Origin of the sequence: Lysinibacillus sp. FSL L8-0126 (genome assembly GCF_038630385.1) — a bacterium.
Taxonomy (GTDB): Bacteria; Bacillota; Bacilli; order Bacillales_A; family Planococcaceae; genus Lysinibacillus; species Lysinibacillus fusiformis_D.
In genome coordinates, this window is record NZ_CP152028.1 from 4,346,155 (window position 1) to 4,370,811 (window position 24,657).

The 24,657-nt window shown below is 41.3% G+C and carries 21 protein-coding genes; 4 read left to right on the forward strand and 17 right to left on the reverse strand.

Annotated elements, in window-relative coordinates; translation table 11 throughout:
• Nucleotides 1-71 precede the first annotated feature (71 nt).
• From MHI34_RS21145 to MHI34_RS21160, 4 genes are all read right to left on the reverse strand, one after another.
• Nucleotides 72-1,589, reverse strand: a complete 1,518-nt coding sequence (locus MHI34_RS21145; RefSeq protein ID WP_342503940.1) for an ABC transporter permease/substrate-binding protein — start codon at nucleotides 1,587-1,589, stop codon at nucleotides 72-74.
• On the reverse strand, nucleotides 1,582-2,538 hold the full coding sequence (locus MHI34_RS21150; protein WP_036116868.1) for an ABC transporter ATP-binding protein: 957 nt from the start codon (nucleotides 2,536-2,538) through the stop codon (nucleotides 1,582-1,584). Before MHI34_RS21150 ends, MHI34_RS21145 begins: the two co-directional genes overlap by 8 nt.
• A gap of 97 nt (nucleotides 2,539-2,635) precedes the next feature.
• Nucleotides 2,636-4,432: a peptidase gene (locus MHI34_RS21155; RefSeq protein ID WP_342503941.1), complete on the reverse strand. Its 1,797-nt coding sequence runs from the start codon at nucleotides 4,430-4,432 to the stop codon at nucleotides 2,636-2,638.
• Nucleotides 4,433-4,435: 3 nt separating this feature from the next.
• A complete protein-coding gene (locus MHI34_RS21160; protein ID WP_342503942.1) occupies nucleotides 4,436-5,494 on the reverse strand; it encodes a MoxR family ATPase in 1,059 nt (352 codons plus the stop codon).
• Nucleotides 5,495-5,638: 144 nt separating this feature from the next.
• On the opposite strand from MHI34_RS21160, the gene MHI34_RS21165 reads away from it, so the two are divergent.
• The 3 genes from MHI34_RS21165 to MHI34_RS21175 all read left to right on the forward strand — a co-directional run bounded on the left by MHI34_RS21165 (nucleotide 5,639) and on the right by MHI34_RS21175 (nucleotide 8,499).
• Nucleotides 5,639-7,018, forward strand: a complete 1,380-nt coding sequence (locus MHI34_RS21165; protein WP_342503943.1) for a hypothetical protein — start codon at nucleotides 5,639-5,641, stop codon at nucleotides 7,016-7,018.
• A gap of 199 nt (nucleotides 7,019-7,217) precedes the next feature.
• On the forward strand, nucleotides 7,218-7,943 hold the full coding sequence (locus MHI34_RS21170; RefSeq protein WP_230593731.1) for a glucosaminidase domain-containing protein: 726 nt from the start codon (nucleotides 7,218-7,220) through the stop codon (nucleotides 7,941-7,943).
• Nucleotides 7,944-8,061: 118 nt separating this feature from the next.
• Nucleotides 8,062-8,499 carry a hypothetical protein gene (locus MHI34_RS21175; RefSeq protein ID WP_051891555.1) on the forward strand — a complete coding sequence of 146 codons (438 nt, stop codon included), beginning with the start codon at nucleotides 8,062-8,064 and terminating at the stop codon, nucleotides 8,497-8,499.
• Nucleotides 8,500-8,549: 50 nt separating this feature from the next.
• On the opposite strand, the gene MHI34_RS21180 is transcribed toward MHI34_RS21175, so the two are convergent.
• From MHI34_RS21180 to MHI34_RS21235, 12 genes are all read right to left on the reverse strand, one after another.
• Nucleotides 8,550-9,380: an SH3 domain-containing C40 family peptidase gene (locus tag MHI34_RS21180; RefSeq protein WP_036116858.1), complete on the reverse strand. Its 831-nt coding sequence runs from the start codon at nucleotides 9,378-9,380 to the stop codon at nucleotides 8,550-8,552.
• Nucleotides 9,377-10,162 (reverse strand): serine hydrolase, encoded by a 786-nt coding sequence (locus MHI34_RS21185; RefSeq protein WP_342503944.1) that lies wholly within the window; start codon nucleotides 10,160-10,162, stop codon nucleotides 9,377-9,379. The genes MHI34_RS21180 and MHI34_RS21185 overlap by 4 nt, the downstream gene beginning before the upstream one ends.
• 7 nt (nucleotides 10,163-10,169) lie before the next feature.
• The gene (locus tag MHI34_RS21190; RefSeq protein ID WP_330494048.1) at nucleotides 10,170-11,102 is read right to left on the reverse strand and encodes an LD-carboxypeptidase; all 933 of its coding nucleotides are present in this window, start codon (nucleotides 11,100-11,102) and stop codon (nucleotides 10,170-10,172) included.
• The gene (locus MHI34_RS21195) at nucleotides 11,099-12,046 is read right to left on the reverse strand and encodes an ATP-binding cassette domain-containing protein (protein ID WP_082673763.1); all 948 of its coding nucleotides are present in this window, start codon (nucleotides 12,044-12,046) and stop codon (nucleotides 11,099-11,101) included. Before MHI34_RS21195 ends, MHI34_RS21190 begins: the two co-directional genes overlap by 4 nt.
• Nucleotides 12,036-13,091, reverse strand: coding sequence for an ABC transporter ATP-binding protein (locus MHI34_RS21200; protein WP_082673764.1), 1,056 nt, complete (start codon nucleotides 13,089-13,091; stop codon nucleotides 12,036-12,038). The genes MHI34_RS21195 and MHI34_RS21200 overlap by 11 nt, the downstream gene beginning before the upstream one ends.
• A gap of 13 nt (nucleotides 13,092-13,104) precedes the next feature.
• The gene (locus MHI34_RS21205) at nucleotides 13,105-14,079 is read right to left on the reverse strand and encodes an ABC transporter permease (RefSeq protein WP_089932473.1); all 975 of its coding nucleotides are present in this window, start codon (nucleotides 14,077-14,079) and stop codon (nucleotides 13,105-13,107) included.
• Entirely contained in the window at nucleotides 14,079-15,023 is a 945-nt protein-coding gene (locus MHI34_RS21210; protein ID WP_342503945.1) for an ABC transporter permease, read from the reverse strand. The genes MHI34_RS21205 and MHI34_RS21210 overlap by 1 nt, the downstream gene beginning before the upstream one ends.
• 81 nt (nucleotides 15,024-15,104) lie before the next feature.
• Nucleotides 15,105-16,928, reverse strand: coding sequence for a peptide ABC transporter substrate-binding protein (locus tag MHI34_RS21215; RefSeq protein WP_342503946.1), 1,824 nt, complete (start codon nucleotides 16,926-16,928; stop codon nucleotides 15,105-15,107).
• Between the two features lie 461 nt (nucleotides 16,929-17,389).
• A complete protein-coding gene (locus MHI34_RS21220) occupies nucleotides 17,390-18,184 on the reverse strand; it encodes a M55 family metallopeptidase (protein ID WP_058844953.1) in 795 nt (264 codons plus the stop codon).
• Nucleotides 18,181-18,786, reverse strand: a complete 606-nt coding sequence (locus tag MHI34_RS21225; protein WP_082673765.1) for a M15 family metallopeptidase — start codon at nucleotides 18,784-18,786, stop codon at nucleotides 18,181-18,183. Before MHI34_RS21225 ends, MHI34_RS21220 begins: the two co-directional genes overlap by 4 nt.
• Before the next feature lie 383 nt (nucleotides 18,787-19,169).
• Nucleotides 19,170-20,228, reverse strand: a complete 1,059-nt coding sequence (locus tag MHI34_RS21230) for a P1 family peptidase (protein ID WP_342503947.1) — start codon at nucleotides 20,226-20,228, stop codon at nucleotides 19,170-19,172.
• Nucleotide 20,229: 1 nt separating this feature from the next.
• On the reverse strand, nucleotides 20,230-20,928 hold the full coding sequence (locus tag MHI34_RS21235; RefSeq protein ID WP_342503948.1) for an aspartate/glutamate racemase family protein: 699 nt from the start codon (nucleotides 20,926-20,928) through the stop codon (nucleotides 20,230-20,232).
• A gap of 240 nt (nucleotides 20,929-21,168) precedes the next feature.
• Between MHI34_RS21235 and MHI34_RS21240 the strand changes: the two genes are divergently transcribed.
• Nucleotides 21,169-22,563: an alanine/glycine:cation symporter family protein gene (locus MHI34_RS21240; protein WP_340810862.1), complete on the forward strand. Its 1,395-nt coding sequence runs from the start codon at nucleotides 21,169-21,171 to the stop codon at nucleotides 22,561-22,563.
• Nucleotides 22,564-22,605: 42 nt separating this feature from the next.
• Here the strand turns inward: MHI34_RS21240 and MHI34_RS21245 are convergent, their stop codons facing one another.
• Complete coding sequence (locus tag MHI34_RS21245; RefSeq protein ID WP_036129282.1) at nucleotides 22,606-24,567, reverse strand: methyl-accepting chemotaxis protein; 1,962 nt, start codon at nucleotides 24,565-24,567, stop codon at nucleotides 22,606-22,608.
• Nucleotides 24,568-24,657: the final 90 nt, after the last annotated feature.

Sequence of the window (24,657 nt, forward strand, 5' to 3'; positions counted from 1 at the left end):
TCCTTCCTTTTTTATCCCTATCAATAATTATCGATAAAAATAAAACCCTCTAATGCTAGAGGGCCTGGCTTTTATTTTAATAATCCTGTCTCTACTAAAAATGCTTTTGCTACGTCTGCTGCGAGCTTTCCTTCCACATTTACTTGATAATTCATTTCTCGCATTTCATCGTCTGTAATGTGGTTTGCTAGTTGATTTAATGCCTTTTCAATCTCTGGATAGTTTGTTAGCGTTCCTTTTCTTAGTAATGGTGCTCCTTGATAGGGTGGAAACAATGCTTGATCGTCCTCCAATACATGTAGCTTGTATTGACGAATTTCACTATCCGTTGAATAGGCATCCAGTAAATTGATATCGCCCGATTGTATCGCCTGATAGCGAAGCTTTGGCTCCATCGTCGCAAGTGTTGGAAACACAATCCCATAACGTTTTTGAATGCCAACATAGCCATCTTCACGGTCATTAAATTCTAATGTAAAGCCTGCTTTCACCTTCTGCTCTATCGCTTGCAGATCAGAAATTTTTTGCAATTGATACGTCTCCGCCAAATCCTGTGATACGGCCAATGCATACGTATTGTTATAGTTCATGGGGCTTAGCATGACCATATCAAATTGCGCCAGCATGCCATCTTTTGCCTGATGGTAAACATCCGCTTGGTTATGATTGATCGCTTCCTCTTTTAAAAATTCCGTAATAGCTGTGCCCGTAAATTCAGGGTAAATATCAATACTCCCCGATTTTAACGCATTGAATACAAACGAGGTTTTACCAAGCCCTGGCTTTAGCTGCACAGTTAAGTCCGTTTCCTGTTCAATCAATAATTTATACATATTGATGAGTATCTCAGGTTCAGAGCCTAGCTTTCCTGCTATCACGATTTCATCTTGTGGTTTATTACTAAATAGCGGGAAGAAAATAATGATGAATGCCGTCAAACTAACGAGACTCAATGTGGTCAATGTTTTTTTAAAGGACAGGGATTCTAATTTTTTGAGCAACACATCAAAAATCAATGCTAACATGGCTGCCGGTATAGCTCCTATTAAAATGAGGGCTGTATTATTACGGTCAATTCCAAGTAAAATGATGTCTCCTAATCCTCCAGCTCCAATTAAAGCAGCTAATGTGGCGGTCCCCACAATTAACACCATCGCTGTTCGAATACCTGCCATCATGACAGGCATGGCCAGTGGTAATTCTACTTTCAATAAACGCTTCGGTCTATTCATCCCCATGGCTAATGCCGCTTCCTTTAATGATGGATCGACTTCATTAATGCCCGTATAGGTGTTTCGCAAAATAGGCAATAGCGCATAGACGACTAACGCAATAATGGCGGGAACTTTCCCAATACCAAATAGAGGTATTAATAAGCCCAGTAAAGCTAAAGAAGGAATCGTTTGCAAAACGGCACTGATGCCGATGATACTTTCAGCTATTTTCTTTTTATTGGTTAAATAGATACCTAGAGGAATGGCAATGAGAACAGCAAAAAATAAAGCGATGAAGGATAGTTGGATATGTTCTAGCAATGCCGCTAGCAGTTGTGCCTTCCGTTCTTGAAACATCTCCATCACATTAGTCATGCGCAAGACCTCTTTCCTTTGAATCCTTTGCTAAATAGTGCAGCATAGAGGCTCTTGTCACCATACCGATGAGCTTGCCATCCTCCTCGACACCTAATAAGTCATGCTGGGCTAGCTTGTCAAAAATTGTCGCAAGTGAAGCATCCACAAGTATCGTATCCTGGAACTCGCTTGTTGTCATGATTGGTTGCATGATGGCATGGATAGTAAACGCATGCTCTACCTGATGCTTGCTACCAATAAACTGTTGTACAAAGTCATTGGCAGGGTTTTGTATCAATTCTTGTGGCGTACCTATTTGGACAATTTCGCCATCTTTCATAATACAGAGGCGATCCCCTAACTTCAGTGCCTCCTGCATATCATGTGAGACAAATACAATGGTTTTCCTTATCGTACGTTGCATCTCCAGTAAATCATCCTGGAGTTTTGTACGACTGATGGGGTCTAAGGCACTGAACGGCTCATCCATTAAGATAATCGATGGGTCAGCCGCTAAGGCACGAATAACGCCCACTCTTTGTTGTTCGCCACCTGATAACTCCTGTGGCTTACGCTGGCGATATTTTTCTGGTTCAAGCCCAACCATCTCCAGCAGTTCCTCCACACGCTTTTGAATTTTTGTTTTATGCCAATGTTTCAATTCTGGCACAATCGCAATATTTTCTTCAATCGTCATATGTGGAAACAGGGCGATCTGCTGTAATACATAACCGATACTCCAACGTAACTCATGGATATTATAGTCACTGATTCTTTTACCATTGATCCAAATCGTTCCTTCTGTTAATGGAATTAATCGATTAATCATCTTCAATAAAGTAGTTTTGCCACATCCACTAGGGCCGATAATGACAAAAAATTCACCCTTTTTAATTTCGACATTTAGAGCTTTGACAGCTGTATGGTCGTTATCATATTTTTTTGAGACATTGTCAAATGTAATCATCTGTCATCTCCTTTTAAATTTGCGAATGAAATGAGAATAAGTTCACTTCTATATTTCACCAACAACAGTTCTTTCAAACATGTGCAGGTAGGTTTGACTATTTCATTCTAAATACTTCGCCTTTTGGCACAAACGGTAGCTTGGCCCCTTGTGGCAATACGAAGGCGTGCTCTCTTTTTATGGTTAAACGATCACATTGACCATCCGTAATAATAAGGATAGGACCATCCTTTGGAAAATCCTGCGCTTCTTCTAGTAAACGGACACCAGGCTGTAGCACGGTGCCGCCTCTGCCTCTTACTTTCACTTTAGACAATAGCTCTTCAGGTGCTAGATAGCCTGCATCATAGGCAACGGCATCACAAAATATCACTCGTACAAGGGGAACATCTCTGGCAATACTATAGCTCGCGATTGTGCCGAGTGCTTTTCCTAGTAAGAGACGATCCATAGAGCCTGAGGTATCAATAAGGACTGCGAAAGTACGCCCATCTTCCTCTCCGCTTTGATGAACCCATCTTGGTCTAGCTATATCAGGTGTCAATGCTTGCCTTCTACTTGGACGGGCATATGTTCTCACTTTCTCTATCGGTTGAAACATCCGATCAAACCATTTGGCTAAGGCCACATCCCAAGCAATAGGTGGCTGTGCTAGACTACGAATTTCCTCAATGAGTCCTTGTGGTAAGTATCCTCTCTCCTGTGCCATATGATAGCTTAATCCTTGACTCAATGCTCTTCTATAAAAAGCATCCAAATCCACACCTGCCTTACCTTCCCAAAAGTCTGGTGGGTTCGTTTCAATCATATCTACTGTGCCTTGCCCTCGAAAGGTTCTTAATTTACGATACATCCTGATATCCGTAACAATGCGATCATAAATAGATTCTGCCGAGAGCCCTTTTAAGACTGGATCATATAGCCCACCAAATGCTGGCATCTCGCCAATTTTCATATCGATGAGCCAGCCATTGATGACATAATCACAAGCAACATTCCATAGATAGGGATCACGTCCTTGTCTGCGCGTAGCATGGCTTAACCCTGCATGCAGCAGTTCGTGTGCCATTAAAAAGCGCATTTCCTCATCGGTCATGCCTACAGCCGTATTCAAATAAATCTCCTTCGTTTCCACTGCGATGGCGGCAACAGAGATATCCATTCTTGTACAAACAAGTGGGTCTTCAATTATCGTAAAATCCGCAGCTAAAGCACCAAATAAGGGATATGAGCTCATAAACCAAGCCTTTGCGCGTTGTGCTTGTGTTACCCTCGTTGTTCCTCCAAATGTGGTCTCTACCCCACCTGCTACAAGAATGGCGCTTTGCACTGCTTTCGATAAACCTTCTGCAAATAACGCAGCGTAATTGCTAGCGCCTCTATAAAGAACATTCGTTTTATTTTGTGAAATAATAAAATCCACTTGTCCTGGCATTGTACTATAGCCTTTCAAATCGTCTGGCACACCTTCGCGTAAAAATCTGTCATACAATTTTTCCTCTGAGCTAAAAGCTTCAAAAAGCGGATTACTCATTTCTTTAGGTGCTTGACCAAATTTTAGCTCTGCTAAAAACTTTGTAATATAGCAGTCACAGGCGATATTCCACAGTTCCTGCTGCTCTTTTGGTTGATGATGATGTAAGCCAAGGTGTAGCAAACAATGCGCTATGACATAGGCCCATTCGTTGGGCTGTCCTTTTTTATCTTGATTAACACAGATGACACCCGCGCTTGTGACGTAAGCCCAATCCTTTTGTGGCATACTTTCATATTGCATGTACACAGCATGACATAACGCCTCGAACAAGGGATGTGTACAAACAATCTCATGCCCACGCGCGATCGCTTTCTCATTTTTCTGCTCCTGCTGTGATGCTTTCTTTTTTTTGGCCATATGTTAACCGTCCTTTTTGGCTACTAAACGTGGTAAATCCCGAATAACCTCCAGCATAAACCAAGCGGGTAAAGCTTCACCCTTTTGCTCTGACACAACCATCTGTGCAATTTCTAAGCTAATGGACGCTAAGTCCTTGATCAAATCTTTGGCACGAAAGGCTAATTGTCGTTGATTCCCCTTCAATGTCGTATGCTCGTTTGGAAGCTCCTTCAGTAACTGCGCACGGAAGGATTGCGCCATGAAATAAAGCAAATCTCTTTCTTCCGGTCGATCTGGCCAACGCAATTCACCATTGATAATTTTGGCTAGATCATATTTACTTTGCACTTGTTTGATAAAGGCTTTAAATTGACTGGCAATATGTGCAGATAGGCAGCTGCTTGCTAATAGATCGATTGTTTGTTCTGGCAAGCTATTGCCGTATGCATACAAGCAATCACTTAGCATATGCCATGAACGTGGTGTAGAGAATGGTTCCTCTGTTTTCGGCGGTTCGCTCCATAAATGGTCGGGACGCATTTGAATATACTCAATCACATAGGGATGTATTTCATGTGCATAGGCCCATTCAAGCCAATCTTTGTGCGATGCCCTTAGCTGAACATGGACCATACGATTGATTAATGCTGAGGACATCGGTTTAACAATCGCATTATCCTGAGCACGATTGCCTGCGCCAATGACAATCGTGCCCTCTGGCAACGTAAACTCTCCAATTCTGCATTCATGAATGAGACTATAAAAAGCTTTTTGTACTTCCTGTGAGCAAGCATTTAATTCATCTAAAAAAAGGCAATAAGGCTCATTTCGCGCAATCATTTTGGGTGGACAAAAAACACTGTAGCCATCCTTAATTTGCGGAACGCCAATGATATCCTCGGGTGCTAGCTGACTGCCCAATAACGAAACACAGGGCAAGCCTAATTCGCTAGCAAAATTTTCAACAATCGCTGATTTCCCTATGCCAGGCGCTCCCCAAATAAAGACAGGTCGTATCGTCGCTACATTCAGTAGAAAATCGTATAGTTGTTTTTGTGTAACACTAAAAATCGTATTCAATCAAAACTTCCTTTCAACTAATCATTTTAAAGGTTCATAATACCATTTTCTATTAAATTGTGCTTGTCTCTACCAATCTATGAAATTGACTGCCAATTACTCGCTGTGAGAAGATAAAAAAAAGCAATAGAGAGGTCGTGACGTATGCACAATGTCTATCAATTCATGGCGATTTCCCAACTAGCTGAAAGATTTCCAGCAGACTCTTGGTGGGCAAAGTTTTACAAGGATTTTAGTGAGGATGATCTAGTAGCGTACTATGAGGGCGATTTGACACTTCCCTCTCTTGATTTGGATTGGGGTATGCCTTTTCCACAGCAAGATAAGACCATTCTTATTTTCATCAATGGCCATTTAACCGTTGACATCCTATACAATTTAGAAACAGATGGTGCAATTGGGCTGATGGTGATGGGCAATTTAATGGCTAAAAATATAGCGGTCGGTGGTCAGGAAATCTATGTACATGGAAATCTGACGGTCGAGAATATTTTATGTGGCTCATACAATCATGGAGAAGCTATTGTTAACGGCAATCTTCAAGCAGCAACATTCGTTCAGGATGACGAGTATCGCATCAATGTAAATGGCCAGAGGTCGCTTCAGTGTATCGTAAATATTTGGCACGGAGACGGTATTTTTCAAGAACTCCCCATTCGTATTCAGGACATATTAATCGATGAAGTATTTTTAGACGAGGATGAAGATGAAGATGAGGTCGGCTTTTCATTCGCTTCACTGGTGCAAATTTTTAAAGAAGGACGTTCCGCACTCACTCATTTTACAAGCGTTCCTCAAAGGACGATAGCATCTTCTGTTTATTTCACGCACCATTCGATTAATGCGGAAAACATACTGAAACTGACTACATGTATTTTGATGACACCAGACAAGCCTTCTTTTGATTTGACGGAACAGGATGTTTATTTCATGATCCAGCGCGCACATACCAATGCTGATGGAGACAAACGCAATGATAGTGTTTATATGAAGACTTCTCAGTATCACTATTTTATTTGGCTTAATGAGGATCAATCCGTCTCCCTCTTGAGAAAAACACTAGAGGAAGAAGCTGAATGGTGGGATATTACAGAATCATCGCAGGCGCATTTAGTGGATATTCACGATCACTGGCTCATGCTTTTAACGTGCATCAATGTAGCAGAGCTTTACTTGCATACTATCGAGATACAATATGTACGACAAATTTTCCAGCAGTCAGCAATCCAAGAATTAGAAGAAGACCATGATGGTTTCTGGGATGGTTCCAAATGCTATAGTTTCCGTCAAGCCTATCTGAATGAGGATGGTGATAGGATACATGCTCGCATTGAAATTCAGACGCCTGACGAAGCGTATTATTTTTATACACTTGAAAATCAATCCTATGTTTCCCGTTATTATCAGCCTCCTCATTATTATGGTCTTCAAGAGCTATCTTATTTAAACACCAGAAAATGGGAAGCCTCCGAGCAATATTTTGAGAGATTCAAACAATTTATGTCCCAAAATTTTAAAGTATAAGTGAGCAATAACGAGGAACTAATTAGCACTGGTAGCGTTCTATTAATGATGAAATCTATTTATTTAGACTGCTCTTTATTTCTTTTAAACTCTCTGTAATAATGAGAGATAGCTAAACTTTTAATAGAAGGGAGGGAGATGTGGTCACGACCAACATCCAGCTACAATGAAATACGTGCTAAACTTTTTTAAAGGACTTATGATTACCATTGTTGTTATTTGTATTTCGTTTTATATGGTAACACAGTTATTGAATACGACTGACAGAGAAGAGCCTGTCGTCATTGATAATGGCCCAAGTGTGGAGGAGTTTATTGGTGAAATCGCCGAAACTGCTCGGGACCTTGGTGCTGATAATGACCTATACGCATCCGTCATGATTGCCCAAGCGATTCTAGAAAGTGAGCATGGTCAAAGTGGACTAGGTTCTGCACCCAATTATAATTTATTTGGCATGAAAGGCAGCTACCAAAATGATTCCGTAACACTCGAAACATCAGAGGATGATGGTTCTGGTAATCTTTCCACAATCATGGCTGCCTTCCGCAAATACCCTTCCTATGAGGCATCCATGCAAGATTATGTAAAGTTAATGCGTAATGGCGTTTCATGGAACAAGGATTTTTACGCGGGCGTTTTCAAAAGCAACACAAAAGTCTATACAGATGCGACGGCGTTTTTAACAGGCTCCTATGCTACTGATTCATCATACAGTGAAAAATTAAATGCACTAATTGCAAAATATGATCTACAACAATATGACACCCCTGTGAAAGATAAGAAAACGATTACGGTGGCTGATGGGGATTCACTTATGAAGATTGCAGAGGTCTATAATGTAAAGGTGACATCAATTAAACAATGGAATCAGCTGCGATCAGATCGCCTTGAAGCAGGCCAACAACTTAATATCTATCATTATTAATCCAAAACCCTCCGTACTCAGCCAACAAACAAGCGTATGGAGGGTTTCTTATAGTGGACGAAACCCTTTCTTTTGTCAAAACGTCTTTATGTAAAAATACGGAAAGGGTAGACATATCATGACGCGCATACAACTGCTCAGTGTTATCACCGTCAACTTAATCCTTTTGCCAGTCATGCAGCTAAGCTATAACCTATTTTTCATTACGACCATAGCTGAAAGTATGTTTCAACTGTTGCTATTTCCGCTACTTATCCTTTTGCTAAATTTAGCGCTTTGGTGTTGTCGACTCAAAATAGCATCCTCTATCCATTGGATCTTTATCTATGTCGGTCAAGGAACAGCTTTAGCCTGTTATTTTGTGTTGCATTATTGGCAATTAGAGCCCTATCCAGACATGCCTCCAGGTGAAGCAGCCTTTGATTTATGTATGATTACTTTTTTTATCGGTGTGTGGCAGCTAGTAGCGTTACTGCTTGTGAATGTTAGTACATTAGTTATCACCAAAATTGGGATGTCCTTAAAAAAACTGGATCGACTTAAATCTCATTGTTGATTGGACAGACATGTCATGGATTTTTCTCTTATAAAAACTCAAAGAGAAGCCTAAATATTTGGCTTCTCCTGAAAAAAAGTACCTACTGCTACTATCGTCGTAGCTAAATCCTGTCGAAAGAGCGGATGTTTTTCATCTAGACTATTAATGGTCACTTCATTGCCTCCTAGTGATGAGTGGATATAAAGCTGATCGCCCATATATAAAGCAATATGACCAGGGAAATAGATTAAATCACCCTTTTGCATCTGGTCTTGGTCTATTTTGACAATCGGAAAGCCCTCTACTATTTTGGCATCTCGAAAAATATAAACGCCATTGAACAGATAGGCCATTGAACATAAGCCAGAGCAATCAATCCCTAAAGGCGATTTACCACCCCATCGATAGGGTGCTGTTAAATAGCTAAGTGCCGTTTCCACAACGTTTTCTCGAAACTGTGCCTCCGATAATGCCTGAACTGAAATTTTCGGCTGCAGCCATTTTGTCCGAACATACCCTGTTTGTCCCGATACGAGTTGAATGGCCGACCATTCTTCTGGTACATCCTTTAAAGACATGACTTTGACGAACGAGCCCTTTACAAGCGTGAGTCGTTTAGTACTTTGGATACGTGGTTGCTGCAAAACATCTGCAAAGCTTTGACGAATGACATGCTGTGCTTCCCGTTGCCACGTGGAGGCGATTGCTGCATCTAACAGTAAATCTGTCTTCTGACAATAGCCTTCATAGCGATAGGCTGTTTGGACATATACCCAAGCTTCATTCACCTCTTTGAGAATATCTACTGTCATCCCATAAAGTACCTCATCGACTAATTCAGAAGCTGCATCTGGCTTGGCCTGTAAATTGGCAACCATTGCTGTCACGATAGCCTTCAACTGTGTCCCTCCTTTCCCTCCACCAACTGCGCATAAACAACCTTTGATAGACGACCGATTAGTTGGCGAGCCTGCTCATTATCCATCACGTTTGTCATAAAAACACCGATACTATAATCGATTGTGCTACTATAAACAATCCCGACATCATGATCGACCGTATCAAGCCCGCCTGTTTTATGTGCCAGCTTCACATCCTCCACAAGATAACGCTTTAAGGAGTCGTGCACACGCTGACGGCTTAAGATATCAATGACCAGTTGACTGTAAGGGGCTGTTAGTAGCTCTTGCCGATAGATACGCGTAAAAAGATGCGCCATATCCCGTGCTGACGTGCGATTGTCTATGCCCAGAGCTAGCCGTTCTACATCCATCATTTTTCGCTGTAACACCGTGTCCTGTAACCCAATATGCCGAAAATAGTCATTCAAAAAACTCATCCCTACTTCATCAATTAAGACATTCGTAGCTGTATTATCACTCGTAATAATCACCCACACAAGAAGGTCATATAAAGTGCTTTGGGTAAGCCGTTGCTCACTTATCACGCTAAAGTCCACCCAATCGTCTGGTGAAATCGGCAGCGAAGTATTAAGTGATAATTTGTTATGCTCTATATATGAGAGCAAGGCTATTAGAATTGGAACTTTTATGACACTGGCACTAGAAAATGCAGTCTCTAACTGATGACTCGTAAGCAATTGATTGGTTGTGAGATTGTGAACAAATAGATGTACGTTGTAAGGGGATTCCTGAACCATTTTTTCAATAATCTGCTCCATATAATACCTACTCAATCACATGGATTCGCTGGTTGTCCGCATCCATTGAGATCGTTCTTCCTAAAGGCAGCGACATCGTTGGTAAGCAATGACCACATGCCATTTCGGCTATAATTGGCTTACCTAGAGGCACTAGTATTTCTTGGAAAATCATGTGTAGTGATAAGCTATGCTCTGGCCTTTGCAGATTTTCAGGCCCACAATTAGTCCATGCTCCTAACAAAATACCTGCCGCGTCATCGAACTTCCCCGCCAGCTTTAATTGTGTCAACATACGATCGACCCGTTGTTGCGTTTCATCGACATCTTCTAAAAACAGAATTTTACCTCTTGTATCAATTTCATAGGGTGTGCCAAGTGACGCTGTAATCAATGTTAAATTACCACCAATTAGCTGACCTGTAGCATTCCCGCTGACAAGTGTTGACATGGGCTGGTTAGAGGGATTTTCTAAGTAGAACGACGTTTTGTCATTGTCCATAATCTGCTGCCTGAAGGATTGCCATGTGTAGTCGTCCATTTCCTGTCTAATAAATTCCGTGGATGGCATCGGGGTATGATACGTAACAAAGCCACATAGCTGTTGAAAGGCTATATGTAAGGCAGTCACATCACTATAGCCTGCAAATACTTTAGGATTTGCTCGAATCAGCTCAAAATCTAATTGTGCTAAAATCTTCGTCGCCCCATAGCCTCCACGTATACAAAAAATGCCGTCAATGGTCGGATCACCAAACATGCGATGGACATCTGCCGCCCGCACATCATCAGCACCTGCTAAATAACCATGCCTTGCGTGACAGGTCTCCCCAACGACCACCTTGAGCCCTAGCTTCTCAATACTCGCAATAGCAGGCTGCAGCTTTTCTGGTGGTGTTGCCCCAGAAGCACTAATAAGACCAATAGTGTCACCTTTTTTCAATGCCTTTGGACGAATCATGTTTTTCCCTCCATTTTCAGTGAAGTACGATAATGCGTTAGTTCCTCTTCATTGGCCAAAATAAAATGACCTTTCTCTACTTCAACAAATGAAGGAGGATTTTCCTCATAACGATGCTGTGACGGATCATACACTTCAACGATTTTCCCTCGTTCCTTATAGGGATTCGGCTCTGGTACTGCAGATAACAGTGCCTTTGTATAAGGATGCAGCGGATGAGTAAATAGCTTTTCTGTGTCTGCCAGCTCAACCATTTTCCCTTTATAAATGACCGCTGTCCGATCGGTAATAAAACGGACAATTGATAAATCATGGGCAATAAATAAATACGTTAAATGATTACGCTGTTGCAGACTAGCTAATAAATTCAATACTTGTGCTCGAATGGACACATCTAGGGCAGAGATAGGCTCATCTGCAATAATAAACTCGGGGTCCATCACTAAAGCACGAGCAATGCCAATACGCTGCCGTTGTCCTCCTGAAAACTCATGAGGAAAGCGGCTAGAGAACTCTGGCAGCAAGCCTACATTTAATAAAGCATTGCGAACCTTTTGCTGACGGTCTGCCTCATCCTTATATTTCTTTGAAGAGTATAATCCTTCCGAAATAATATAATCCACTTTTGCTCGCTCATTGAGGGAGGCCATCGGGTCCTGAAAAATCATTTGGATTTTCTGCGTAATTTCTCTATCCCACTCTTTCGAAATTTTGCCCTGTATACTTTTGCCATGATACAAAATTTGTCCTTCTGTCACCTCATTAATACGCATAATAGCCCGACCAATCGTTGTTTTCCCAGATCCTGATTCACCTACAATGCCAAATGTTTCACCTTTAAAAATATGAAAGCTGACATCATCAATCGCTGTAAATTTATGTTTCCCTTTACCAAATACGACGGATACATTTTGCACTTCTACTAGCACTTCTTTATCGGTCATTAGCATACTGCCTCCCTTCTACAAAAAATGCTTGTAAAGCGGCTGGCGGCTCTACTTTTGGTGCAAGTGGATCTAATAACCATGTGCGCGCATAGTGGGTGTCACTGACCTGAAAAAAAGGTGGACGCTCTACAAAGTCAATTTTTAATGCATATGGATTGCGTGGTGCAAAGGCATCACCCTTTATTTCCTGAAAAAGATTCGGTGGCGTGCCCTTAATTGAATATAATTGTTCCCCCTTTGAGCCAAGCTGAGGTAAGGAGGAAATGAGTGCCCACGTATAAGGATGCTTACTATTAAAGAAAATTTCATGCGTTTCCCCGACCTCAATGACATCACCCGCATACATCACGGCAATACGATCAGCCACCTTTGCGACAACGCCTAAATCATGCGTAATATAGACAATGGATAAGCCATATTTCTGCTGAAGATTCTTTAATAGTTGTAATATCTGAGCTTGAATGGTCACATCTAAAGCGGTTGTTGGTTCATCACAAATTAAAATATTCGGTTTACAGGCAATCGCAATAGCGATGACAATACGTTGGCGCATGCCTCCCGAAAATTCATGTGGGTATTGCTTATAGCGTTTTTTCACATCTGTAATACCTACATCTGTTAGCAACTTTAATGTTTCTTCATAGGCTTCCTTGCCTCTTAAGCCTTGATGCATGACGACACATTCCTCAATTTGCTTCCCAATGGTTTTGAGCGGATTCAACGATGTCATTGGGTCCTGCGTTACCATCGCAATTTCCTTACCTCGAATACGCAACCATTCTTGCTCTGTCGTAAACTGAGTTACATCCTGTGCATTGTAAATGATTCGTCCTTGCTGAATGCTGCCATTTTTATCTAGCAAGCCCATAATGGATTTCATCAGCACCGATTTTCCCGAACCTGATTCACCAACAATGGCTAAGCTTTCTCCCTTGTAAAGGTCGAGTGAAATATCGCGGATAGCTGTTAAGACACGACCCCGTAACGTAAACTGAATGATTAAATTTTGTATGACTAATATGCGCGATTTTTTCAATGTCACTTATTTCCTCTCCTTACACATGGTTTTTCGGATCTGCTGCATCTGCAAAAGAATTACCAATAATATAGAATGCTATCGTGATGACACTTAACACAATACTTGGAAAAATCAGCTGATAACGTAAATCTGGTGACATCATGAGTACGCGTCCTTCATTAATTAAATTTCCTAAGGACGGCTCGCTGATTGGTAGCCCTAAACCGATATATGTTAGAAATACTTCGGCTCCTATCGCAAAGGGAATAGCGAGGCTCATACGCAACATAATCACTGAAATCAAATATGGTAATAAATTTTTTAGGATAATACGATAATCAGGAGTGCCTAAACATTTTGAGGCTAGGTTGTATTCACGGTCACGTAAAATAACAATTTGATTGCGAATAAATCTCGCCATTTCCACCCATCCCGTTATACACATAGCTATAATGATCGTCGAAATACTTGGGCGTAAAATATAAGACATTAAAATGAGCACAATGGTTGTGGGGATATTATCGACAACATTATATAGCTGCGTTATCGATGCTTCTAATTTTCGTGAAAAGCCCCACAGTGTACCGATTGTAATACCGACTACTGCCTCTACCAAGGCTACGACACAGCCAATAAAGAGAGATGTTCTTGTGCCCGCCCAAATACGAGACCATAAATCCTGACCAATGGAATTCGTGCCAAACCAAAACTCTGCATTGGGGGTAATATTGCGTGCCTGCATCCCTGTTTGTTCATCCAAGTAAATTTCAGTTGGTGATTTTTGCGCTGGTAAATAAGGCTGGAGAATGGTGAAGCTGACAATAATAAACACTCCCACTAATAAAAAAACGGCTAGTCTATTTTTTAAAAAGGATTGCCATGTAGACCGCCAATAAGAGTAATTGGAATAGCCAGTTTCCTCTGCCTGTCTTGCGTCAACTTCAGCAAATTCAAACAATGTTTGACGGGACTTATTCGAAATATTATTGATTTCATCTGTATACATACCCATTAGCGCACACCCCCTCCCTTGCCTAATTTAATGCGTGGATCGACAAGTGCCATGGCAATGTCCCCTAAAATAAGTCCGATGATGCCAAGAGAAGAGAATACTAGCACTAAGCCTTGCACAATCGTATTATCCTGACGCTGAATGGCATCCACGAGTAAGCCCCCCATCCCTGGAATGGAATAGAGCGATTCGATATAAATAGAGCCTGTAATCGTAAATAGAATGGTGGCAGGTAAGTATTGTGCCATTGGAATAAAGGCATTTCGCAGTACATGCTGGAACATCAATGTCCGCTCCTTCACACCCTTCGCCCTTGCTAGCTTAATATAGTCCTTGTTCAGTTCATCTACCATATATCGTCGCATCCACATCGCATAGGAGGCTGTCGGCGCCAACGCCATGGAGGTAAGTGGCAAAATCCAAGTAATCGGCCTGTACGCATCAAACAGCATCGGTAATTGAAAGAGTTCCGTAATATACATTTGAATGACTAAGTAGTAGACTGCTGCTGGGACAGCAACGATAAAGACGATATAGCCTGTCCCTAGCCGATCTAGCCAACGCCCCTTACGATAGGCCATCAAAATCCCTAACGGCACACCAATGAGTAGCGATAAAGCTACTGCCCCCAAACCAAAGAGCAGAGAATACATAATTTTATCCGCAATAATCGTCACAACCGGTACATCCGTACGATAAGTGACCGATTTGCCTAAATCCCCTTGCAACAAATTTTTATAAAAATTTCCTAGCTGAACAAGCAATGGATCACGCAAGCCAAGATTTGTTAAATAAACTTCTTGCTGAGCCGGTGACATTTTATCGGCTGCCGCTCCTAAATATCCTTCCTCCGGCATTAATCGTAATAATGAAAAGACGATCGTGATGATAATAAAAAGGGTGAACACGGATTGTAAGAGACGTTTTCCTATATACTGCAACATGGCGCTATCCTCCTTTATCCAAAAGACTAAAGGAGATGCCGACTATTCTTTCGGTATCTCCTTTTCCTCTACGAAGCCATACTACTTTTCAGCATTCGCTAACGCTTCCGCACGTTCTTGCTCCCACTGCGCGAGCGCCTTTTTAAATTCTTCATTACTCATTGGCTTCTCCAGCACTTGCTGTCCTTTAAATTTCTCTGCCGTTACACCGAATGGCGAATATTGCGCCTCAAATGGATTTAATTTAGACGCCACATAGCCACTCCCCCCTACTGAATAAGGGATCACAAAGGCTTCATCAATTAAAAAGGCCTCTGCCTTTGCAAATAGCTCATAGCGTTTTGCGGCATCAATCGTTTCTTTCGCTTGATCCACAAGGTTTTGGTACGTCGTTTTGCCATTTGCCTCTTTATAGCCTTCTGCTAATTCTGGTTTATTGTAAGTACCGTCCACTGTGAATGGATCTGTATACGTAGAGGGATCTGCAAAGTCAGGACCCCAGTTCGCTTCTAAAAGCGCAAACTTGCCAGGACGACGCACCTCTGATAAGAAGCCTGTCGATGGACCAGCCTCTACAATAATGTCGACATAATCTGTCCCTAGTAATTTTTCAATCTGCTGTTCCATTACTTGAGAACGATTGGCCCAATCTGGACTGCCTGCATTATAGGGCATTAATACTTTTACAGGGAACGTGGCTTTACCTGCTAATGCTGTTTTCGCTTTTTCTTTGTACTCTAGAGCGAGCTCTTTATTGAAGGAATCTTCATTGGAAATGGTCGTAAGTGGCGCTAATTGGGTATAATCCACCCCTTCCACATCGACAAAGTTTTTCGGTGTAATAGTATTGCTCAGCAAATCTGCTGGATTATAAGGCTCAACCGTCAGCATTGCGGACACCCGATCCAGTGCATGGAATAAGGATTTACGGAAATCTTTATTATTGACTGCAACCTTCCAGTTATCTGGCTCATATTGGGCGTCAAATTGTGGATTAAAGTTAAGTGCATAGAAGTAGGTATAGAAGTTATTTTGTGTTTGACGAACCTGGGATTTTTTCTTCTCGTCTTTAAACCATTCATCAATAATAGAGGTTGGAATACTAGCAGAATCAATTTCTCCACGTAAAAATAGCTCTGGTGCCACTGTTGCCGCTTCTTTATTGTATTTATAGCGAATGCGATCAATCAGCACCTTGTCTTTATCCCAATATGACTCATTTTTCACAAGAACACGCTCATTTTGCGGTTCAAATTTATCTAAAAGATAAGCGCCATTATAAAGGAAATTTTCACGCGTCGTACCAAAATCCTTCCCTTTCTCGGCAATGAACTTGCCATTCACCGGGAAGAAACAAACATAGTTCAACATAGAAAGGAAATAGGGTGTCGGGGCTTCTAAAGTATATTCTACTGTATGTTCATCTAGCGCCTTTATGCCAACCTCCTTGAAATCAGCCAACTCGCCGTTATAGAAGGCCTCCCCATTTTTTACGACCGTCGCAATCCAAGACGTCGATGATTCATTTTTAGCATCAAGCACATAATGTAAGCCATCCACAAAGTCTTGTGCCACAACATCTGCATAGTCCTTCCCCTCATGTGTGACCCATTTAGCATCATCACGTAGCTTGAACGTCCAAACAGTAGCATCCTCATTAGCAGACCATTCCTTCGCCAATCCTGGCTGAACGACTCCATATTGATCGTATTCTATGAGTCCATCCACCATATTTGCGGCCACCGCAAATTCATTTGTTTCAGACGTCTTTAAATAATTTAACGTTTTAATTTCTCCCGAATACACAACACGATATTCCGATGCCTTTTCACTCGATGATTCATCATTGCAGGCTACACAAAACAATACGACCAGACATATGAACAGCAACCAAGACTTTCTCACAAGCATCCCCCTAATCATCTTTTTATAATGAAAATCCTATTGCAAGGACGGATGCACCTTCAATAGGATCTTTCAAACATAAGCTAGGTCCTTCTAAATCGACCCACTATCGATGAAATGCACAACGATTCCATGCTCGTTGTCACGGTAATGAGATAAATTTGTAGGTTCTATCAAATCAAACATATTGGACAGCGTGTCCCACTGCTTTTTGACTACATCTTTGAGTGGTGGCTTCGCTGGAATGAGCGATTTTGCCTTGTTGTGATCGGGGCAAGCGCTTTACTGAGCAAATTCTTCACTCGGGTGAGCGCCTCTCCTCTTTCTGAGCGAGGTCATCGCTTCGATGAGCGCTTTTCACCTTTCCATGAGTAAGGCTTTTCCTGAATGAGCACTCTATTCCTATTTTGGAACGAAGCTATCACTATTGATCATTCATTGATAAAGCAAGCTCAGTAGCATCATGTTAAAAATTGTAAAATACGAAGCACCTCATAAAAATCATCGGTGATAAACTCTACGGTATTATGTGGTTTGAATGTGGCATTTGGATAGAAAGAATTGCGATAAGCTCGTGTATGGTCTCGATAAATAATCTCCACCACAAAGCGTTCTGGTAACGCTACCTGCAAATCAGCACGTGGCACTTTCATTGCAGACTCTACCAGACGTTTGGTTTCCATAATGGTTAGCTGTGGGCTGACACTAATCGTTGCATTTCCGATGCCTTCCTTTGTGGCAAATGTAATCATATGTTCATTCAAGGCCTGTATTTCCTCTGTTAGCCCCACATCCCCACTAACGAAGGATACAGGAACATCATGTAAAGCCGCCGCATACGTATTGATTAAAAATTCGCTTGCATAATGACCATTAATTTTGACGTCGGCATATGTGCAAAGTGTATGGGCAAGTGGGTTGCGCTCACTTCCTCCTTTACTGTGATAGCCAATAAAAATGGCACGGTCAAAGCTTTGATCAAGACCTGCCACCATACACATTGGATCATATGTCCAGCCACGGATGACTTTACAATTGATGGGTAAATTGGAAATATCGAGATTGCGAGCAGAATCATGGGCATCCTTTAATAAAATTTCTGTGGCGCCTCCTGCTATCGCTCCTTCAATGGCTGCTTCTACTTCTCGTGTCATTTGTCTTTGGAAAAACAGATAGTCCGGTGCGTTTAACTCGGTCTCACTCCATGATGTTGTACCTGTAATCCCTTCAATATCTGCGCTAATATAAACCTTCATAGAAATCGCAACTCCTTTACATTATGATTTTGTATTGTTGCGTGTACTGCTCCATAATGGGCTACCTGTGCTTGCACACGTCTTGCCCATGCCACATTGTGATAATCGTAATGCCACCATTCCTCTGCATAATTCGTGAATCCAGCAAGTGACAAGCAGTTGTACAGCAGACGCCGATGCTGACAGGCCAGCGGATTTTCCTTCAAGTGCTGTTCAAAATAACGTGTCGCAGATTTTTCATGCATTTCGTCAAAAGCTGTACCAAGATCCAACGCTTTACCATGGACATCAGCCAGCGTGACATCAATTGCACCACCTGTTAAATGTGGGGCGAATTCTTCACTTGGCAAAGCTACATATTTTTTCGTAGCCTGCACAAGCTCCTGTGATGTTGCCTGTGGCATTTGTTGTGCTAATTGCTTTGAAAAATGGGTAAACAAATATTGCTGTACTTGAAACGGACGATACCCATCATAAAGTAAGAGACTATATTCCTGTGGTAATAACGTTAACGCCTGCTGCAAACGCTTATAGACCCCTTCTCGCACATAAATAACTTGCAAACTATCAGGAATCTGTTGCTGATAGTAGATAGGCTCCATGAATAGTCTCGGATGTGTAGCTGTGACCCGGATAAGCGGCTCACCGTTTTCACGAACAAACGGAGATAGAGGTGGATTCCTATTTACAGCTGCCGCTATTGGTTGAAATAGGTTGATGATATTGGCACACCTCCTTAATTTTTAGATAATTCAGTTTTTTTAAAATGAATGTTATCATATCTCTCTAGCATTGACTAGATAAAAAAGGAATAATTACAATATAATAGTTTTTCTCCTATAATGATTCATATTCCAGCAAAACACTGTCGAAAAATCACTTTTGTCCTCTAGTTAAGGATTTTATTCATCACATTGCTCGCTCATGCTAACGAGGTACAAAAAAAGCTATCGAAACATGGATGATGTCTCAATAGCTTTAATCGTTATGCCTTATGAAAAGCGTAAGCTTCCACTGTATGGCCATTGCGCCCCGTTGTAGTCTGGGCCTGAGATAATGAATTAAGTATCGCTTCCTCTGTCGCTTCAGCTGCGGCGGCAAACAACTGATTCATGATGGGGTGATCCTCACGTAGCTGTGTTCTTGTTTCCATCAGCTGATCTGTCGTATGAGGAATACTGTGTGCCGTTGTAAAACCAATGACTACATCCCCACTACCATGTGAAAAGTGACTACCTGTCCGACCGAGACCGATACCACAGCGTTTAATGACGCGCAGCAATTGGCGGCTACTCAACGGGGCATCCGTTGCAAGAATAATAAGTATTGAACCATCCGTAGGAGATAATGTTGATTGGCTTTGCCTATTGGAAGCGTTGTAACGCTCGGCTAAAAACTCAGTGCTTTGGCCAAAATTACTGAGAACTAGACAGCCAACTGTATAGCTAATTTCCTGTTGTTCAACTTTAACAAGGCGAGAAGACGAACCAATCCCCCCTTTATAGCCAAAACACATCATGCCTTTCCCTGCTCCAACGGCTCCTTCCTGTGCTATATCCGTAGAGGCTTGACGAATGGCTGCTATTGCATGTTCTGGTGTCACGGGACACGCTCGAATCGAATTTAAATAACTATCATTACATTCGCCTACAACAAGATTAATCGTTCCTGTTATGAGCCCAATATCTTCATTCAAGTCCAACATATAGCTTAATATTCCTTGTGTAACGGCTGGCACGCCAAAGGTATTCGTTAACATAATAGGTGATTCGATCACACCAAGCTCATTGACTTGCACAAGTCCCGTTGTTTTTCCGAAACCATTTAACACATAGCTTGCCGCCGTTACCTTTTGCTGAAATAAATTACCACCATGCGGTAAAATGGCTGTGACTCCTGTACACGCATAAGCACCGTCCTGATCTAATGGCTCATCCAATGTGACATGTCCCACCTGAACTCCCGCTACATCGGTCATACAGTTTTTTGGTCCAACTGGTAACTTGCCAATCTTGATGCCCATTTGTCGTACCTTGCCTGGCATATTACAACTCCTCCTGAATCGCCATGGACACCGCAGTTTGTGCATGAATGGCTGCTGTATCAAACACTGGCACACTAATATCCTCCTGCTGAATCAATAAACCAATCTCCGTACAGCCTAAAATCACTCCTTGTGCCCCCGCTTGCACAAGCTCCTCAACAACTTGGATATAGTACGATTTGGCGTCTTGCTTAATGATACCTAAACACAGTTCTTCATAAATAATCCGATTTACTTCCATTCGTTCGTGGCTGTCTGGCACAATAACCTCAATACCAAAGCCCTCCACTCTTGCTTTATAAAACGCCTGCTCCATCGTATACTTCGTGCCAAGAAGGGCTATTTTCTGTAGACCTGCCTCTTTAATTTGTCTAGCCGTTGCATCCGCAATATGTAAAATCGGGATGATAATCGCTTCCTCTATAATATCAATGACCTTATGCATCGTATTCGTACAAATAATAACGAAATCTGCACCTGCACGCTCAAGTGATTGCGCTGCTTGTGCCAGAACATTCCCCGCTTTGTCCCACTCTCCTTTCGCTTGAAAATGCTCAATTTGTTGGAAATCCACACTATATAAAATACATTTGGCAGAATGTAAGCCTCCTAGTCGCTGTTTGACCTGCTCATTCATGAGCCTGTAATAGGCAGCGGAGGATTCCCAGCTCATCCCACCAATTAAGCCGATTGTTTTCATCAACATCACACTCCTTTTCTATTATTATACGCATAACTCGCAATAAAATAAGAGAATTTTCCAAATTCAATGCTTTATCTCCCTATCGAATATGACAGAAAAATAGTATTTAAAGCAACTCTATCCATTTAAATATTTTTAAATAGCAAAATATTATGATTATTTCTATTATTTTAGAAATGTTGATTTATTATAAAAAAACAGTGTAGACTAAAGCGTATTGTGAAAGGAGGACAACTTATGGAATGGATTTCAAGTATTGTAAATAGTGGAAATAATATTTTATGGACATATATCCTAATTATTTTATTGATCGTAGCAGGACTATATTTTTCATTTGGTACGAAGTTTGTACAAATTCGTCTGTTTCCTGAAATGTTTCGTTTAATTGTAGAAAAAAGAGAGGGCGAATCAGGTGTATCACCGTTCCAGGCTTTTACTATTAGTGCTGCTTCACGTGTCGGCACGGGGAATATTACAGGTGTTGCCTTAGCCATTGGTGTAGGAGGACCAGGTGCTGTTTTTTGGATGTGGATCATCGCTATTTTAGGGATGGCTACTGCCTTCATTGAAAGTACCTTAGCACAGGTTTATAAAGTGAAGGATGGTAATACCTTCCGGGGTGGACCTGCCTACTACATGGAAAAAGCGTTAGGTCAACGAAAGCTAGGAATTATTTTTAGTATTTTATTAACATTTAGCTTTGGGTTTATTTTTAATGCTGTACAGTCCAATACAATTGCCACGTCAGTTGGAGAAGCATTTGATATCAAACCAGCGATCATTGGGATAATACTTGTCGCCTTAACAGCCTTAATTATTTTTGGCGGTGTTCATAGAATTGTGAAGGTGACGCAAATTCTTGTACCTGTCATGGCGATTTTCTATTTACTTGTAGCCCTTTTCGTTGTAGTGACAAATTTCTCGGAAATCCCGCATGTTTTTAACTTAATTTTCACGCATGCATTTGGCCTACAGGAAGCTGCTGGTGGTGCAATTGGGGCGGCTATTATGCAAGGTGTCCGTCGTGGTTTATTTTCCAACGAGGCTGGTATGGGGAGTGTACCTAATGCGGCGGCAACTGCCAATACCTCACACCCTGCCAAACAAGGGCTAGTACAAAGCTTAGGTGTCTTTTTTGATACGATCATGATTTGTACAGCGACTGCCTTTATCATTATTTTAGCTGGCTTATATGATAAAGGCGAAAGTGACGGCATTATCTTGACGCAAAATTCTTTAGCTGTCCAAGTTGGGGACTGGGCTCCTTACTTTATTGCTATCGCCATCATCTTCTTTGCCTTCAGTTCGATCATTGGAAACTATTATTATGGTGAATCCAATATTGAGTTTATGGATGCGCATAAAGGTTGGATGTTTAGCTATCGTATATTAGTGTTAGCTATGGTCATGTTTGGCTCTGTAGCTCAGGTACAGCTTGTATGGAATTTAGCTGACCTATTTATGGGTCTAATGGCGCTCATCAATATAGCCATTATTATTATTCTCGGTAAAATTGCCTTCCTTGTATTAGACGACTTTACACAGCAACGTAAAGCTGGTAAAAATCCTGTCTTTTATGCAAAATCAATTCCAACCTTAAAAAATACAGACTGTTGGGAAGAAGATCGATAAACAGCTAACGCCACTCCTTTTGATAGGAGTGGCGTTTGTGCTTTAATATTTAAATTGACTAATCAGTTGCTTTAATTCATCCGCCATATGTGCGAGTGCTTGTGCCGAGGCATTGATTTCTTCCATTGAGGCTAATTGTTCCTCTGTTGATGCCGCTACATCCTCGGATGCAGAAGCATTGCCTTTTGCAGAGAATGCCAAATCTTCTGTTACGGCTGCCACCTCTTGAACACCTGCTGACATTTGCTCAGAGGCTGAAGAGACTTCCTCCATTTTAGGTGTAATTTCATTCATGCTTGCCATAATGACTTGGAATTTTGCAATGGCTTCATCCGAAATATGCAGACCACTTTGCACATCCTCCGTTACCTTCGCCATAATACTGACAGATTGCTCCGTCTCTTGCTGAATACCTCGAATAAGCTCAAATATTTGTTTGGCCGATTCTTGTGATTGTTCTGCTAGCTTGCGAACCTCATCTGCCACAACGGCAAACCCTTTCCCATGCTCACCTGCTCTTGCCGCCTCAATAGCTGCATTTAATGCAAGTAAGTTCGTTTGATCGGCAATGCTCGTAATGACATCTAAGATGGACGTAATTTGCTGAGATCGTTCATGCAAGGTTTGAATTTTCGCATTGGAATCTGCTACAGATAAATGAATGGATTGCATTTGATCCTTCGTATTCTGCACAGCTTGTCCACCCTCATCTGCTTGTGATGTTGCATGCTGCGAAAGGTCTGTCACAGCAGAGGATATTTCGGCAATATGCAAAATAGCTGTTGAAAGCTCATGCAGTGATTCTGCATTTTTATTGGCACTGATCGTTTGCGAATCAGCACTTGAGGCAACATCCTGAATAGAAATCGCCACTTTTTCCGTTGCAATGCTTGTTTGATTCGCGTTGGCTGTTAGCTCCTCTGCTGACGAAGCCACTTCCTCTGCATTTTGCTCAATTTTTTGAATAAGTGTCCGTAAGCTTTCTTGCATATCATTAAAGGCTTGTCCTAATTGACCAATCTCATCCTTCGACGTAACCGTCACCGTTTCTGTCAAATCGCCTTTACTGATCGTCACAGCACTATCCTTTAAAGCTTTAATTGGCTTTAACACAGCCCTCATAACAAAATAAAAGACAATCGTACTAATAACAATAGCCGCAATCAGCACTAAAATCGTATGGTATAAAATTTTAGATGCCGATTCATCAATTTCTTTGGCAAAAATGGTCCCTGTGATTTTCCAATCAGTCAGTTCATTTGTTGTATAGAACAGGATTCGGTTATCACCGTCAAAGACATATTTATAGGTACCAGAAGGATTTTCGTACATTTGATCGAGGAAGCTTTCTTTTAGTTTTCCTCCAGCTTCAAGCGTAGGGTGTGAGATAACCATATTTTCTTCACCAAAAATAGAAGGATAACCATTTTTCCCGATTCGAATGGAATCTGCAATTTTTTGAAGGTCTGTCAGTTTAATATCAATAGCCACAACCCCAGCATGATCCTTAATCTGTTTGGCAACCGTCACAACCATATCGCCAGTTCCTGCATCTTTATAAGGATTTGTGATTAACGTTTCTCCTTTGAGGGCTGTTGCCTCTTTATACCAATCTCGATCTAGTGGATTATAGTCTGCATCATTTAATTTTGGCTCTTGTGTAAAGGAGCCATCGTTCATGCCAATATAAATACTTAGCACATCTGGATTTAGCTCTACATACTGATGCAAATTCGTCTCAATAGAGGCTTGGGATTGCTGATATTTTCCTGCATCTAATTCACTGCTAAATACATTGATATCATCCATTTTTTCGCTAATGGTTTTATCAATAAGCTTATTTAAAATGCCCACACTTTCATTGGCACTAAATAATATTTCTTCTTCTATTGAGTCTTTTGCAGATAAATAAGATAAACTCCCAACAGAAATGACAGGAATTAGTAATACTAGCGCAAATAAAGTATAAAGCTTGCCCTTAAAACTGCTAAATAGTTTCTTCATATATCAATCTCCTTTTGATTCTTGTCGTGAAAAAATAGCAAGCTATTTTCCACAGTATTTCCCTCTCTTTATCTGCTTCACATTTCTCCC

What these genes read in the sequence shown, in the direction of transcription:
- MHI34_RS21220 (WP_058844953.1), bottom strand. Translation starts at nt 18,184, where the DNA reads ATGAAGGTTTATATTAGCGCAGATATTGAAGGGATTACAGGTACAACA.
- MHI34_RS21155 (WP_342503941.1), bottom strand. Translation starts at nt 4,432, where the DNA reads ATGGCCAAAAAAAAGAAAGCATCACAGCAGGAGCAGAAAAATGAGAAA.
- MHI34_RS21165 (WP_342503943.1), top strand. Translation starts at nt 5,639, where the DNA reads ATGCACAATGTCTATCAATTCATGGCGATTTCCCAACTAGCTGAAAGA.
- MHI34_RS21150 (WP_036116868.1), bottom strand. Translation starts at nt 2,538, where the DNA reads ATGATTACATTTGACAATGTCTCAAAAAAATATGATAACGACCATACA.
- MHI34_RS21245 (WP_036129282.1), bottom strand. Translation starts at nt 24,567, where the DNA reads ATGAAGAAACTATTTAGCAGTTTTAAGGGCAAGCTTTATACTTTATTT.
- MHI34_RS21170 (WP_230593731.1), top strand. Translation starts at nt 7,218, where the DNA reads ATGATTACCATTGTTGTTATTTGTATTTCGTTTTATATGGTAACACAG.
- MHI34_RS21190 (WP_330494048.1), bottom strand. Translation starts at nt 11,102, where the DNA reads ATGATTCGTCCAAAGGCATTGAAAAAAGGTGACACTATTGGTCTTATT.
- MHI34_RS21145 (WP_342503940.1), bottom strand. Translation starts at nt 1,589, where the DNA reads ATGACTAATGTGATGGAGATGTTTCAAGAACGGAAGGCACAACTGCTA.
- MHI34_RS21225 (WP_082673765.1), bottom strand. Translation starts at nt 18,786, where the DNA reads ATGGAGCCTATCTACTATCAGCAACAGATTCCTGATAGTTTGCAAGTT.
- MHI34_RS21210 (WP_342503945.1), bottom strand. Translation starts at nt 15,023, where the DNA reads ATGTTGCAGTATATAGGAAAACGTCTCTTACAATCCGTGTTCACCCTT.
- MHI34_RS21175 (WP_051891555.1), top strand. Translation starts at nt 8,062, where the DNA reads ATGACGCGCATACAACTGCTCAGTGTTATCACCGTCAACTTAATCCTT.
- MHI34_RS21195 (WP_082673763.1), bottom strand. Translation starts at nt 12,046, where the DNA reads ATGACCGATAAAGAAGTGCTAGTAGAAGTGCAAAATGTATCCGTCGTA.
- MHI34_RS21230 (WP_342503947.1), bottom strand. Translation starts at nt 20,228, where the DNA reads ATGCCAGGCAAGGTACGACAAATGGGCATCAAGATTGGCAAGTTACCA.
- MHI34_RS21240 (WP_340810862.1), top strand. Translation starts at nt 21,169, where the DNA reads ATGGAATGGATTTCAAGTATTGTAAATAGTGGAAATAATATTTTATGG.
- MHI34_RS21185 (WP_342503944.1), bottom strand. Translation starts at nt 10,162, where the DNA reads ATGGAGCAGATTATTGAAAAAATGGTTCAGGAATCCCCTTACAACGTA.
- MHI34_RS21205 (WP_089932473.1), bottom strand. Translation starts at nt 14,079, where the DNA reads ATGGGTATGTATACAGATGAAATCAATAATATTTCGAATAAGTCCCGT.
- MHI34_RS21235 (WP_342503948.1), bottom strand. Translation starts at nt 20,928, where the DNA reads ATGAAAACAATCGGCTTAATTGGTGGGATGAGCTGGGAATCCTCCGCT.